The organism is Paenibacillus sp. FSL K6-1217, assembly GCF_045040735.1.
In the GTDB taxonomy this organism is placed as follows: domain Bacteria; phylum Bacillota; class Bacilli; order Paenibacillales; family Paenibacillaceae; genus Paenibacillus_AQ.
This window is the reverse complement of the sequence record NZ_CP150271.1, coordinates 5,475,107-5,487,514: the sequence shown is the minus strand read 5'-3', so window position 1 is coordinate 5,487,514 and position 12,408 is coordinate 5,475,107. Positions and strand designations below refer to the sequence as shown.

Below are 12,408 nucleotides of genomic sequence, written 5' to 3'. Positions count from 1 at the left end.
TATGACAAGAACTGTCACTATTATAGTCTACACTATAACCATAGCCGGTTAGTACAGGCAAATAAACCATTCCAAGGAGCGAACAAGACATGAAACTGCAAATGAACCCTTATATTCTGGTGGACGGATCTGCCGCTGAGGCGATAGCCTTTTATCAGGAGGCGCTGGGCGCAGTGGTACTCTTCAAGCAGACGATGGGCGAAGGCCCACAGAATCCGGACGCCCCGATGACGGAGCAAGAGAAGGCGCAGATTGCCCATGCGGTGCTGCTGGCGGGAGAGAACAAGTTTTTTGTAGGGGATTATGAATCGGGTATGCCGCGCAGCCGGGGCAACAACATCAACATTTGCCTCACGGTGGAGACCGAGGCTGAAGCGCAGCAGCTATTCAACTCGCTGAAGGCAGGCGGCACCGTCGATATCGAGCTGGCTCCAGCCTATTACAGTCCTGCTTATGGCATGGTTACCGATAAGTTCGGCGTATGCTTCCAGATCTTCACGGATAATAGACGGTAGGGCTTGAGCGGCGAGGCAAGGAGAGCGCCTTGGCCGGATGAGGGGACGGAGAAGCTGGCCTCTATGGCAAGCAAGTGGAAAAATGCAGCTTAATTTCCCGGATGCTACGCCCCAAACTGAAATAAGTGGAAAAGTAGCAACTGCTATCGCCGATTCCCCCGGGATTGTCTGGAGGGAGAACATTTAAGTGCTGTTTTTCCAACTCCTGCCCGGATGAGGTCAGTTGGTTCATTAGCAAGTGGAGGAAATCCAGTTATTTCTCCCTGACTTAATCAGCATATATCTGCAAAAAAGCCCTGCCTCCCGGAGAATCCGGCGAGGGCAGGGCTTTGTTCTAATATAACGCCCGCCACAAGTAAAAGGTGGCGTATGCTTCCCAGCCTTGCCACGGCCGGGCCAGCTCAAGCAGCTCCGCCGGTGTCGGCTTGCGGTCCATGCCGGTAAGGAACTTGATCACATTCTGGAGGCCGACATCGCCTACAGGGTAGGAGGACGCGTCGCGCAGGCAGCGCATGCGGACATACTGCGAGGTCCACGGGCCGATCCCGCGGATCTGCAGCAGCCGCTGCTCGGCGGCGGCCGGAGACGGGAGCGCCAGCAGTTCCTCCCGGCTTAGCTCCCCGCTTGTGATCAGCGAGGCTACGGTAAGCACGGTCTGCGCTTTGCTGCGGGTTAGCTGCAAGGCGCATAACTCCTCGATCTGCACCCCTGTGAACACTTCAGGCCCAGGGAAACGGTAGTAGGTCTGCCCTTCCCATTCCAGCGCTTCCCCGTATTCAGCGGTCAGCCGCTGCTTCAGCCTGTAGGCAAAAGCCAGATTGACCTGCTGGCCCAGAATCGCCCAGCATAGCGCCTCGAACAGATCCGGGATGCCGATGATCCGCAGCCCCCGGTGCTGGCTGGCCAGCGGGCCGAGCAGCGGATCGGCTTCTGCAACCCGGTAGAACGGGATAAGGTCGCGGTCCAGATCGAACCATTCCACAATGTAACGGGCCAGCCATTCCTGCTCCAGAACATCGGGAATCGCTCCATGCAGCCGGGTTACGCTCAGCCTGTGACCCTCAGACACACTTAACCGGACCAGGAACGGTCCGCTCTCCAGCCTGAACATCCGGCTAACGCCTGCCTCATCCGTGCGGAACAGGCATTCCAGCGGTGAGCGGTTCATGTATTCCAGACAGGCATTCAGGTCGAAATCCTCCGGCAGCGGCAGCTCAAAAAGCAAATCGTTCATGTCCCGCCGCCTTCACATTCAGAATTCCCTCCAGCTTCAGCAGCTCCTGCTTCATCTGGAGTCCGCCCCGGAAGCCGGTTAAGGTGCCGTTCGCGCCGATCACCCGGTGACAGGGTACAATGACCGGCACCGGGTTCTGCCCGTTGGCTGCACCGACAGCACGGACGGCCAGCGGTCTGCCGATCCGTTCAGCCAATTCCTTGTAGCTGGCAATCTTGCCATGAGGAATGGTAAGCAGTCCCCGCCAGACCTCCTGCTGAAACGGAGTGCCCCACAGATCCAGCTCAACCCCGCTGAAATCCACCGCCTCTCCGGCAAAATACCGCTCCAGCAGCGTTATCACCCCAAGCCGCTCGAACCTCCCGGCATCCTCCTGAAGCTCATAGGCAGGAGCATACGTCTTCAACCAGGAGGCGGGTAATTGCCCTCCATCCTGCGGGAAGGACAGGCGGATCAGGCCTTTATCGCTGGCCCACAGGGTCCACTCTCCATTACCGGGATTCAGGGTATGATGGTAGATTGTAATGGTATTTGTACTCCGGCTGTTATTCCGGCTTGGGTTCATGCGGTATTCCTCCTTCGATATGCTTAATGCGATACTCTGTAGGGGATAGCCCCGTCTTCTTCACGAACCAGGCGGCAAAATGAGAGGGCGTACGGAACCCCACCGCCCCGCCGACCTCCGCCATCCCCGCCTCTGTCTCCGTCAGCAGCCTGCGGGCTTCTTCTGTGCGCAGCGCGTCCAGTCTGGCCGCAGGGGACTGGCCGGTTACCCGCTTATAGGTGCGCTGCAGGTGGAAAGGACTGACCTTCAGCTCTGCGGCCATGGACTCCAGGGTCAGCTTGCTGCCGAACCGCCCGTCCATAATGGCATCTGCCTGCGCGGCGAGAACGGCATCTGGCCGGAGTGTGCCTCCTTCTTCGGGGCGGCATCTTTTACAGGGACGGAAGCCTGCCGAAATTGCCTCCTGCAAGGAGCCATAGAATACAACATTCGCTGCCTTCGGCGTTCTCGCCCGGCAGGACGGACGGCAGACAATATGCGTGGTCAGCACCGCCGTATAGTAGATCCCGTCATAGGTCGGCTCGCGCCGCACCACCGTTTCATAGATACGTTCGAACAATTGCGGGTCCATCCCCATCACCTCTTACCGCCAGTATAAACGATTCGTTTCGGCTTATGCAGCCTATTGCAATAGGAGAGCAAGATTACGACAGTGAATCAGCCCCATTAGCATACAGCCGATGGCCCATTGAAGTTCGTGTTCACATACAGGAATGGGGGACCGGGGAGGGGGGCTGGATACCGGATTGGGGTAGGGGAGACGTTTGTGTGCGGTTGAGTGGATTGGGCTGGTGGGGACGTTTGTTTGTGGTTGAGTGCCGGATTATGCTGGTGGAGTACTTTTGGGTGCGTTGGGTACCGGATTGGGGTGGCTGGAGCGGGCTCCCTTTCTCCGCGGACTGAGATTCCGCTAATTGCCGGAATCAGGGCTTTTTTCGCGCCGGGCGGACTGAGAGGACTTTACTCCCTGCTACAGAGGGTAATTAGAGGCGGAATCCGGGAAATAACGGAATTGTAGTCCGCGACAGCTGCCAAACAGGCAATTTCGGCAAAATAACGGAACTGTAGTCCGCCCCAGCGAGGCTGCCCGGCTCTGTGTTTGTAGAGAGAGGGTTGAAATGCCCAGTATTCTATGCCATAATCACTGGCGTTAAATAGAATAAGGAGGACTCAGAGGCTGATGCACCTGTCAGATATCCGCTACGAACGCTTCAATAACAGGAACTGCTCTGCCGCCCGAGAATTATTAAGCCAGGATGCGGAAGCTGGTGCAGACCTCCTCCGGGTGCTGGATGAAGAACCGGAGCTGTTCATTTCCGCTTTTGTGAAGGATACGCTCGTCGCACTTGTCTTAATGGAAGCGCATACAATACAATCACATTTAGAAGTGTTCGTTGCTCCACGGTTACGCAGACAGGGAATCGGCACGGCAATGGCAAAGGCTGCTGAGATACATTTGCAGGCAGGGGGAACCCGGACGGTCAGCACTTCTTTTCGTTCCGGAGTTCCGGCGTCTTCGGCGTTTGCCGGTAAGCTTGGGTATGCCCCCTACTACTCACTTGTATATATGCAGCGGACCGCCGGCCTCTTCCCTGTCGGGGAGACCCCTGCCAGACCCTATGTGGACGGGGATTTTCTCCCGGCTCATTCCTTGTATGCCACTGCTTTTCATGAAATGCGCGTCCGTGGGGTTTCAGGAGACGCATTGTACGGAATATAGGAGAAAAACGCTGGGAGCCGCTGAAGTACAGCTTGAACAGGAAAAGGAGCGATAACCAAGATGAAAAACCTGGGAGCACAGAATATCAATGTGGTGACGTTGTTCGTTGAGGATCTGCCGCAGAGCAAGGCGTTCTACGGGGAAGTTTTTGGCCTTGACGAGGTGTACGCGGACGAGAATTCGGCTGTCTATGATTTCGGCAATATGAGCATCAACCTGCTGCGCATCTCCGAAGCCCCCGGGCTGATTGAGCCCGCTGCGGTTGCCGGCCGCGAATCCGGCTCACGGTTCCAATTCACGATCCGCGTGGAAGATGTGGATGCTGTATGCGCTGAATTAAATGCCCGCGGCGTAAGCCTGCTCAACGGCCCTATGAACCGGCCGTGGGGCATCCGCTCAGCCAGCTTCGCAGACCCCGCAGGACATATCTGGGAGATTGCGCAGGAGCTGGTGTAGCTTAAGCTACGGATAGACAACTCAGAGCATTCCCGGTCAGGCCCCTCCCTGCCTGCTCCTCTACAATGAATAGTGAAAGGAACGGTGAGGATGTGGAGACGATACGGCTGCTGCAGCAGGCGATTGATTATGTGGAGCGGAACCTGAACTCCGCCATTGGCGTTGAGGATATTGCCGGAGCGGCAATGACCTCGAAATATCATTTTCAGCGGATGTTCCATGCCTTGACGGGCTTTACCGTTACTGAATATGTACGTAACCGGAGGCTCACACTGGCGGCGGAAGAGCTGGCGGGAACAGACGGCAAGGCGATCGACATTGCGCTGAAGTATGGTTACGAGACGCCGGAGTCCTTCGCCAAAGCATTTCAGCGGGTACATGGGGTGACTCCCAATATGGCGAAGAAAAAGAACGTGAAGCTCAAGTCATTCCCCCGCCTCTCCTTTCAAATTCAGATCAAAGGGGAAAGCGAAATGAATTACAGAATGGTTGAAGAGAAGGGCTACAGCGTCATGGGGCAGGAGGTTATCATCCACCAGGATGCTTATACCGAAATCCCTGCGTTCGTGGAGAAAATCTGGAACGACGGGACACATGACCGGATTAACGAAATTGCCGGAAGACCTGCGGACTCGCTGCTTTTTGGCTATTATTATGACTTCCGTGAGGATGGGACCAAACGTTACCTGATGGGAATGGAGCTGCCGGAAGGACAGAAGGTGCCAGAGGAGCTGGTTAATCTGACTATACCTGACCAGACCTATGCAGTATTCGATTGCCTGGATAAGGTGCCCAATGACCCGGAGCTGGGATCAGACATTAAGAATGTGTGGCGGCGGATCTATTCGGAATGGTTCCCGTCGTCAGGCTTTGAGCAAGTAGAAGGACCGTGCATCGAGAAATACTTCTGGACGAACGATGAGCAAGATGAATGTATATGCGAGGTATGGATTCCTGTAGCGAAGAAATAAAATGATTTGGACTTAAGTATTAGTATATTTGACAGCTATTCTCCAGCAGATCCCGCCGCAAGAAGGTCTGACTGGGGAAGGCGGCGCATCGCTAACCCTTATTTGCACCAAGGCCGCTACCGGATGCTGATAGACAAATTGGAAGCCCTGGAGGATGTCCTTTCCAGCCTGCCAAGAGATACGGATTCATATGGACTCATCCACAATGATTTCCATCCGTATAATTTCCATATCGACAAAAATGAGCTTACGGTGTTTGATTTCGATGACAGCATCTATGGCTGGTACGCCCTTGATATAGCAATCGCAGCCGTCCATGCTGTCTGGTGGGGTTCTCCCAAGGAAGACCGGCAGTCCAAAAATAATTTTGCTGCTCACTTTCTGAATGAATTTCTGACCGGATACTCTGTGTATCATGTATTATCCGGTTACTGGATTGGGCAGATCCCTATGTTCATGGACTACCGGAATATCTGCTCCTATTTCTGGTGGCTGGGTGATTGGAACGGCGATGAGTCTGAACTGTCTGAATTGCAACAAGCTGCTATTGCTCATGCGGTGACGCTAATTTCTAGGGGGCAGTGCTTTGAGGGTTGTGACTTTATCTTATAGCTAACAGAATTCTGCGGTGACCCCGTCCCTATCTTAACAAGCTTTCCCTATGCCCTGACGGCGTCTGGAAGGCTTGTTTTTCATCTGCGCGCAATCTTAACATCCTTGTAATCTCACGTTATAATCAAAAGATATACATAACTTGGAAGGAATGAGCTACCAATGCCTATACTGAAAAGGTTAGTTCCGTTCTGTCTGATCCTCTTATTCTTATTTGCGGGCATTAGCTCCGCCGCTGCTGCTTCCAGCCCTGCCCAATCCACCACAAGACCTCTACAGGTTAACATCAACGGTGCTTTTATCTCCGCCGACCGCAGTCCTTTTATACTATCCGGCCGAATTATGATTCCCATCCGCACGCTTGCTTCCTTAGGACTCCAATATTCATGGGACGCTATCCGCCATGCGGTAACGATCACGAATTCCTCCAACGACCTCTTTGAGATGACTCAGGGACAGCCTATTGCTTACAAGAATGGCGTACCTGTACAAATGGATAGTGAAGCCAATAATTACAACGGACGAATTATGGTTCCCGCAAAGTTTGTCAGTGAGGCGTTCGGATACAATGTGTACTATGAAAAGATACGGGAAATTCTCTTCATTCAATCCAAGAATTTCACTCCTGATGCCCAGTCCATCCATTCAGCAGATCTTAAGCAGGCGCGCCTGGCGGCCATTTCGTTGCCGGTCCGCTACTCTTTCAAACCGGGTACGAGTGTACAAAGTGATGAGTCCCAATACTACACCTATTCCTTTGCCTCAAAGGACGCCAGCCGCTATGCCTACAGCAATGGAGAAATAACCACAGTTGTTGAGATTACTGGCACAACGGCAACAGCCGTATGGCAGGCTTCGGAAGCCGATCTCCCCGGTTATCCTGCAACTACGTTCGGCGGTGTGCAGCCAGCGTATATTTCCGATCTGTTTCAGGATTCTTTTAGCTACAGCAACGGTGTTTATAGCGGCTATCACACTCTTAGCGACGGGACTGTAACAACCTTTAAATTCCCCGGCCTCTCTTACACGGAGCTGATCCGGGCCATCCCCGAGTAAGGAACCTATATGCCAAAGTTAGCTCCCGGTCGCGGACTGCTTGTATGGATCGCATTGTTGCACATTTTGCAGGATTCCTTTGAAAAAGGTTACTGGACACAGTACATTGTTGCATCATTTGCAGGAATTCCGGTGTTTAAAGCAAATTTGCGCTGGCTTTGTTGCATTTCATGCAGGATTTCAGCATCTGGCGTTTCTATTGGGCAGTATTGCTGCACTTCTTGCAGGATTTCTCTACAATGTTACATGCTACGGAGCATGGGGTCCCCTCCCTCTTCGCAGCAACACCGATTGTATTCTGTTTTCCGCAGCCTGCGTTTGCTGAAATAAGGTTTTTCTAATCAAGTGGAGACGGCCTTGCCGTCCTTTTAAAGGACGATACCGTTTCAGCGAGAAATGGAAGGATAAGTTATCATGTGAAACATATAAATTCTTATATTTCAAAAAAGCCTCCGGAGCAGCCCTAACGCTGTCCGGAGGTTCTAATTGACATAGAATTTAATTGCTCTAATATGTTATTAATTCGTTGTTATCCGCTGTTTATCCCACTGCCTTCTGAACTTTAGCATCGACAGGGCCCTCTGCTTGCGGGGGGTTCTTCTTCTTCATGTAGTCGGAATAGTAGGCGGTGATGATCGGGACGAGAATGGAGGTAACGATTACGGATGCGGCTACCAGCGCTGTAGCGGACTGGGCGGCCGGCAGGAATTCGGGCTTCATGTTCGCCACCAGCATGGGGTTGGCGACCGCAGCTCCGGCGGTACTGGAGGCTGCCAATCCGGCGGTACCGTTACCGCGTCCAATGAACTTGTCGGCCAGGATCAGCGGGATGCCGGTAATGATGATTACGACAATTCCCAGCAGAATGCCGAGCAGGCCGGTGTCCACAATCACGCCAAGGTCGATCGAGCTGCCCAGAGCGAAGCCGAAGAAGGGAATGAGTGTCTGGGTGGCTTTGCCGAAGTAGGCGCGGAGATCATGATCCAGGTTACCCAGAACGAACCCGATAAGGAACGGCAGGACAGCGCCGATGAAGAGATGCGGTTCAAACACGGCCACACCGGTGCTGCCCAGAATGAGCATGGTGACGAGCGGACCGGATTCAAGCGACATCAGCACGAAGGCACCGGATTCTTCCTTGGTACCATACTGCTGCATAATGGAAGCGTACAGGCCGCCGTTGGTCATATCCATGGCAGAGATGATGGCGAGGACCGACAGTCCGGCGAAGAAGCCGGTCTGCACCCCGCCCTCGGGCAGGAACTGGATGGCGATCATGGCAACGACCCAGGCCACGGCGATCTTGGTCAATACCAGCGTACCCGATTTGCGCAGTACGGTGCCGGTGGCTCTGACATCAATCGCGGCTCCCATACAGAAGAACCATACGGCCAGAATCGGCACGGTGCCGGTCATCAGGCCTTTGGTGAACCCTCCGAAATATTCGCCCGCATCAGGAAAAGCAGTGTGAATGATTGCTCCCAGAAACAGTGGAATCAGCATCATTCCGCCGGGAATACGGTCCAATGTCTTTTTGATTTTCATATGATTACCTTACCCTTCTTACTCATGATGAGTGTTTATAATATTGCAAATTATGTGATCTTACACTTTTGATGACGCTTTCACATTGCATGCAGACTACTTGCGGCTTAGTCCCAGCTCCGGGATCATGGCGGCGAATAGATCATCGCTCTCCTTGAGCTGCTTCGCAAAGGCTTTGCCGTCCTTCACCAGCAGCCCCAGCCCGTTCGCATTCATATATGCGCGGAAATCCCTGTCTTCGGTCCCTTTGATAAATGCCGCAGCCAATACCTCCGCAATGGCATCCGGCGTATCCTTCGGCACTGCCAGTCCTCTCCATGTTCCCGTGAAGTTCACATGAATTCCGGTCTGCTCTTCCAAGGTCGGCACATCCGGCAACGCCTCTGAGCGCTTATCGGCATTGACTGCCAGTATCCGCAGCTTCCCTTCATCCACATACTTCTTCACTTCGGCGGGACTGACCGGTACCGCATCCACGAATCCGTCCATTAAGGCGGAGACGGCCGGTCCTGCACCTTCAAAGGGAATATGTGCAAACTTCACACCAGTCTCCCGTTCCAGGGTTACGGCGGCCAAGTGCCAAATGCTCCCCGTTCCTGCATTCCCCATTTTGAGTTCCTCTGGATGCGCTTTCGCAAAGTCGAGAAATTCATTGACGTCCTGCCATGGTGCGTCCTGTCTTACGGTGATAGCGGAAGGATCAAAATTCGTCTGAGCGATCGGTTTGAATCTCTCATAGGTAATCGGCAATAATCCCAGATGCGGAAGAATCGTCAGCTCGGCCGGCAAAAAAGTGACGGTATAGCCGTCTCCCTTGGCGTTCGCGCCCTCCATCAGTCCTACGGAGCCTCCGCCGCCTGTGCGGTTGACCACGATCACCGGCTGGCCCAGCACCTTCTCTGTTTCGGTGGCGAGCGCTCTCGCGGTAGCATCCGTTCCCCCGCCTGCGGCATAGGGCACAAGCAGAGTGATCGGCCGTCCGGGATACCCGGTGACGGCAGTCTCCTGACCCGGGCCGCCGCCCGCCGGATTGCCGATTCTAAGCATCAGCAGGACCACTGCTGCTACAGCTGCTGTCCAGAGTCCTATTCGAGTTGTACGTTTCAAGTCCATCCCTCTTCTCTAATTAGAAGTAATCGGGCAGCCTGCCGAATTGTGATGCTTATGCCTGGCCGTACGCCCGTGCCCTCACCCCCGGTTTCTCTGAGTATCAGCCGCCTGTCAGGGAGGCTGTGAAATTTTTCTCAAATAGAACTTTATCGCACTCGGGGGTATTCCTTCAATCGTATAATCTTATTCCGAATCCTCAAAAACGCCGGAATGACGCGGTTTTGGCCGATCTGCATATTCATTGGAAGATTTGCTGCTCTCCCTGAACTTGCCGGGTGTGGTCGATTTAATCTTGCGGAAGACCCGGATGAAGCTGTTCTCATTCTGGTAGCCCACCTGCAGGGCAATCTCGGCAATTCTCAGACTGCTGTCTTGCAGCAGCTCGCAGGCTTTATCGATTCTCAAGTTGGTCAGGTAATCATATACCGTGGTCCCCGTCTCTTCCTTGAAGATGGTACTCACTGAGGACACCCCCATGTTCACATGGGAGGCGATATCCGACAGCCCGATATTGAATTGCAGATTCTCCTGCATATACTGGATCAGATTCTGAACCAGCAGGAACTCCTTCGATTGCCGGTGTGCTCCGAAGGCATCCGCCAGTTGAACCGCTATGCTGCACAGCATCTGCCCGATCTCATTAAGCTCCATCGTGGTCACCTGATGCCAGGTGTAGTCAGCCAGCTCCGCAGGCACCGGGTATCCCCCGGCAGCCGCCATATGCAGAATCTCCTCCAGCAGGTCATTGACCGAGCGGAATACTTTTTGCGGCTGAATTCCCCGCTTGCGGATCTCGGCCATCCCTCTGCGGACCCAATCCTGTGCAGCGGCGGCATCCGATGCTCTCAGGGCGTTCAGCATTTCCTGCTTCCAGACCTCATCTGCCGCCCCGATGCTCTCTTCATATGTGTTCTCTGTGCTGGAATATACCCGTACATGGGCATAACCTTCATATAACCGGTAGGAGAGCGCCGCCTGCGCCTCTAAGTAAGACCGGGAGATATCGGCAATCGAGGCCGCCTGTTCACCGATGCCAACGGACACCGGAATCTTCAGCACTTCAAGCATGGCAGCCGCCAGCCTCCGGGCATCTGCATACAGCTCTGTCTCCTCACCGCCTGCCGCCTGTAACAGGATGACGAGACTGTCCTGCTGCGGTGAAGCGGCCACAGTCCGCCAGGAAGCCTCGCAGATTTCATAGGCCATATTGATCATCGCGTATTTGAGCAGCATTTGATCTTCTTCCTTAAAGTCCGCAGACCACTGGGTATGCCGGTCGATGGATAAGACCAGCAGCTCGAACGGCCCTTCCTTCCAGCCGGTAAAATAATGCTCAAACCTGGTCTGTGTCTCCTGCGTGCCGATACTTCTTGTGATCAGATCCTGCAGGAATTTGGAGCGTAGTTCAGGGAGACTCCAGTCCGCCACCAGCGATTTACTGCGGAAATCACCGACCAGCTTGCCGATGACCGGCTCCAGATCATACAGCCCGCCTTGCCCGGCTGCCTTCTGCTCAGGAAGCAGCAGCCTGTTAATCCGTTTGAGCGGACGAAAGGCGGCGAAATTGTAATAATACATGGCGGCAAGCCCTACAGCGATGGAGATCAGCGACAGCATCAGCATCATATTGCGCGCAATCTTCACATTCTTCAGCAGCTGCTCCATCGGTACCAGCGAGAGCAGCCGCCAGCCGGTCACATTGGAGAAGGTCTGATTCGCCATATAGGCCTGGCCTCCGATGGTGACATGGGCAAAGGGGCTGACATCTATGTCTTCCAGCACATTCCTCAGCTCCGTCAGCGGGAACGGAAGATTCAGCTTGGGGTAGATCAGCTCTCCCTCCAGGTTGAATACGAGCTGGTAGCTGGAGAGGTGGGTGTACATTTTGGAGAACAGCGTATCGTAATCCAGATCAATCAGCACGGCACCGGCGACTTCGCCGTTCACCATCACCGGCCGGGCCAGTGACAGCAGCTCGGTATCTCCGGGACGGGAACCGGCGCCGGTATACTGCCATCTTTTGATCAGAAGCGGCTTCTCCTTCATCTCCCCGATCCAGGACTCCCATTCATGCTCCGGCGCCTCGTCCCAGGACGGTACATAGCCGTAGCGGCTGGAGAGCACAGACTGGTCCTTAAACTTGACGACGCTGATTGCATGCACATCCGGCTCTGTCGCCAGCGCCTTGAGGTATTCCTGCGCCGCTGCGGCTCTGCCCCGGTTATCCGCCTCAGCCGCCCCGATATAGCTCAGTACAGCGGGATGAAAGGACAGATCCACCGCCTTGTTGTCGGATTCCCGGAAGGCCCGGTTCGTCACATCCACGTTAATCTGCAGCAGTTCAATATTCGGCGTATTCAGCTCGGTGTCCAGTGCATTGCGGTACTCTCTATAGGAGAATAGACCAATCATAGTAATCAGAAGGGACACTCCGGCCGTCAGCAGCAGAATCAGACGGTTCTGTTTGTTGTGCAGCAGATATTTCATTGTAAATCGCAGCATTGCTTAAGCTTCATCCTTCCAGCGGTCGCTCATAGGTTTAGATTTCAGATTAGCATGTTCCCCTAATATTTCAATATGGGGCATATCATACCTGTCAGGATTTCAGACTTTTCGGGGATAAC

At 54.0% G+C, this 12,408-nt stretch carries 12 protein-coding genes; 6 read left to right on the top strand and 6 right to left on the bottom strand.

The genetic code is table 11. The features are described 5' to 3' along the window. Window positions 1–89: 89 nt before the first annotated feature. Complete coding sequence (locus MHH28_RS24255; protein ID WP_405106270.1) at window positions 90–515, top strand: VOC family protein; 426 nt, start codon at window positions 90–92, stop codon at window positions 513–515. Window positions 516–849: 334 nt separating this feature from the next. Here MHH28_RS24255 and MHH28_RS24250 read toward each other — a convergent pair whose 3' ends face one another. From MHH28_RS24250 to MHH28_RS24240, 3 genes are read right to left on the bottom strand one after another with little or no spacing between them, the layout of a single operon-like run. Then, window positions 850–1,749: a DNA-3-methyladenine glycosylase family protein gene (locus tag MHH28_RS24250; RefSeq protein ID WP_405106268.1), complete on the bottom strand. Its 900-nt coding sequence runs from the start codon at window positions 1,747–1,749 to the stop codon at window positions 850–852. Continuing rightward, window positions 1,730–2,314, bottom strand: a complete 585-nt coding sequence (locus MHH28_RS24245) for a methylated-DNA--[protein]-cysteine S-methyltransferase (protein WP_405106266.1) — start codon at window positions 2,312–2,314, stop codon at window positions 1,730–1,732. Before MHH28_RS24245 ends, MHH28_RS24250 begins: the two co-directional genes overlap by 20 nt. After that, window positions 2,295–2,885, bottom strand: coding sequence for a bifunctional transcriptional activator/DNA repair enzyme AdaA (locus MHH28_RS24240; RefSeq protein ID WP_405106264.1), 591 nt, complete (start codon window positions 2,883–2,885; stop codon window positions 2,295–2,297). Before MHH28_RS24240 ends, MHH28_RS24245 begins: the two co-directional genes overlap by 20 nt. Window positions 2,886–3,494: 609 nt before the next feature. Between MHH28_RS24240 and MHH28_RS24235 the strand changes: the two genes are divergently transcribed. From MHH28_RS24235 to MHH28_RS24215, 5 genes are all read left to right on the top strand, one after another. Continuing rightward, the gene (locus MHH28_RS24235) at window positions 3,495–4,034 is read left to right on the top strand and encodes a GNAT family N-acetyltransferase (RefSeq protein WP_405106262.1); all 540 of its coding nucleotides are present in this window, start codon (window positions 3,495–3,497) and stop codon (window positions 4,032–4,034) included. A 60-nt stretch (window positions 4,035–4,094) separates the two neighbouring features. Further along, the gene (locus MHH28_RS24230; protein WP_405106260.1) at window positions 4,095–4,490 is read left to right on the top strand and encodes a VOC family protein; all 396 of its coding nucleotides are present in this window, start codon (window positions 4,095–4,097) and stop codon (window positions 4,488–4,490) included. Window positions 4,491–4,555: 65 nt separating this feature from the next. Then, window positions 4,556–5,461, top strand: a complete 906-nt coding sequence (locus MHH28_RS24225; RefSeq protein ID WP_405106258.1) for an effector binding domain-containing protein — start codon at window positions 4,556–4,558, stop codon at window positions 5,459–5,461. Between the two features lie 6 nt (window positions 5,462–5,467). Beyond that, a complete protein-coding gene (locus tag MHH28_RS24220; RefSeq protein ID WP_405106256.1) occupies window positions 5,468–6,073 on the top strand; it encodes a phosphotransferase enzyme family protein in 606 nt (201 codons plus the stop codon). A 162-nt stretch (window positions 6,074–6,235) separates the two neighbouring features. Next, complete coding sequence (locus MHH28_RS24215) at window positions 6,236–7,129, top strand: copper amine oxidase N-terminal domain-containing protein (protein ID WP_405106254.1); 894 nt, start codon at window positions 6,236–6,238, stop codon at window positions 7,127–7,129. A 540-nt stretch (window positions 7,130–7,669) separates the two neighbouring features. Here the strand turns inward: MHH28_RS24215 and kdgT are convergent. The 3 genes from kdgT to MHH28_RS24200 form a co-directional block, all read right to left on the bottom strand. After that, window positions 7,670–8,674: a 2-keto-3-deoxygluconate transporter gene (kdgT, locus tag MHH28_RS24210; RefSeq protein WP_405106252.1), complete on the bottom strand. Its 1,005-nt coding sequence runs from the start codon at window positions 8,672–8,674 to the stop codon at window positions 7,670–7,672. A gap of 96 nt (window positions 8,675–8,770) precedes the next feature. After that, a complete protein-coding gene (locus tag MHH28_RS24205; RefSeq protein WP_405117232.1) occupies window positions 8,771–9,721 on the bottom strand; it encodes a tripartite tricarboxylate transporter substrate binding protein in 951 nt (316 codons plus the stop codon). Between the two features lie 246 nt (window positions 9,722–9,967). Then, window positions 9,968–12,286: a helix-turn-helix domain-containing protein gene (locus MHH28_RS24200; protein ID WP_405106250.1), complete on the bottom strand. Its 2,319-nt coding sequence runs from the start codon at window positions 12,284–12,286 to the stop codon at window positions 9,968–9,970. Between the last annotated feature and the right edge of the window lie 122 nt (window positions 12,287–12,408).

Coding starts and splice junctions, on each gene's coding strand:
- MHH28_RS24230 (WP_405106260.1), top strand. CDS start 4,095: ATGAAAAACCTGGGAGCACAGAATATCAATGTGGTGACGTTGTTCGTT.
- MHH28_RS24240 (WP_405106264.1), bottom strand. CDS start 2,885: ATGGACCCGCAATTGTTCGAACGTATCTATGAAACGGTGGTGCGGCGC.
- MHH28_RS24255 (WP_405106270.1), top strand. CDS start 90: ATGAAACTGCAAATGAACCCTTATATTCTGGTGGACGGATCTGCCGCT.
- MHH28_RS24250 (WP_405106268.1), bottom strand. CDS start 1,749: ATGAACGATTTGCTTTTTGAGCTGCCGCTGCCGGAGGATTTCGACCTG.
- MHH28_RS24245 (WP_405106266.1), bottom strand. CDS start 2,314: ATGAACCCAAGCCGGAATAACAGCCGGAGTACAAATACCATTACAATC.
- MHH28_RS24235 (WP_405106262.1), top strand. CDS start 3,495: ATGCACCTGTCAGATATCCGCTACGAACGCTTCAATAACAGGAACTGC.
- MHH28_RS24205 (WP_405117232.1), bottom strand. CDS start 9,721: ATGCTTAGAATCGGCAATCCGGCGGGCGGCGGCCCGGGTCAGGAGACT.
- MHH28_RS24200 (WP_405106250.1), bottom strand. CDS start 12,286: ATGCTGCGATTTACAATGAAATATCTGCTGCACAACAAACAGAACCGT.
- MHH28_RS24225 (WP_405106258.1), top strand. CDS start 4,556: ATGAATAGTGAAAGGAACGGTGAGGATGTGGAGACGATACGGCTGCTG.
- kdgT (WP_405106252.1), bottom strand. CDS start 8,674: ATGAAAATCAAAAAGACATTGGACCGTATTCCCGGCGGAATGATGCTG.
- MHH28_RS24215 (WP_405106254.1), top strand. CDS start 6,236: ATGCCTATACTGAAAAGGTTAGTTCCGTTCTGTCTGATCCTCTTATTC.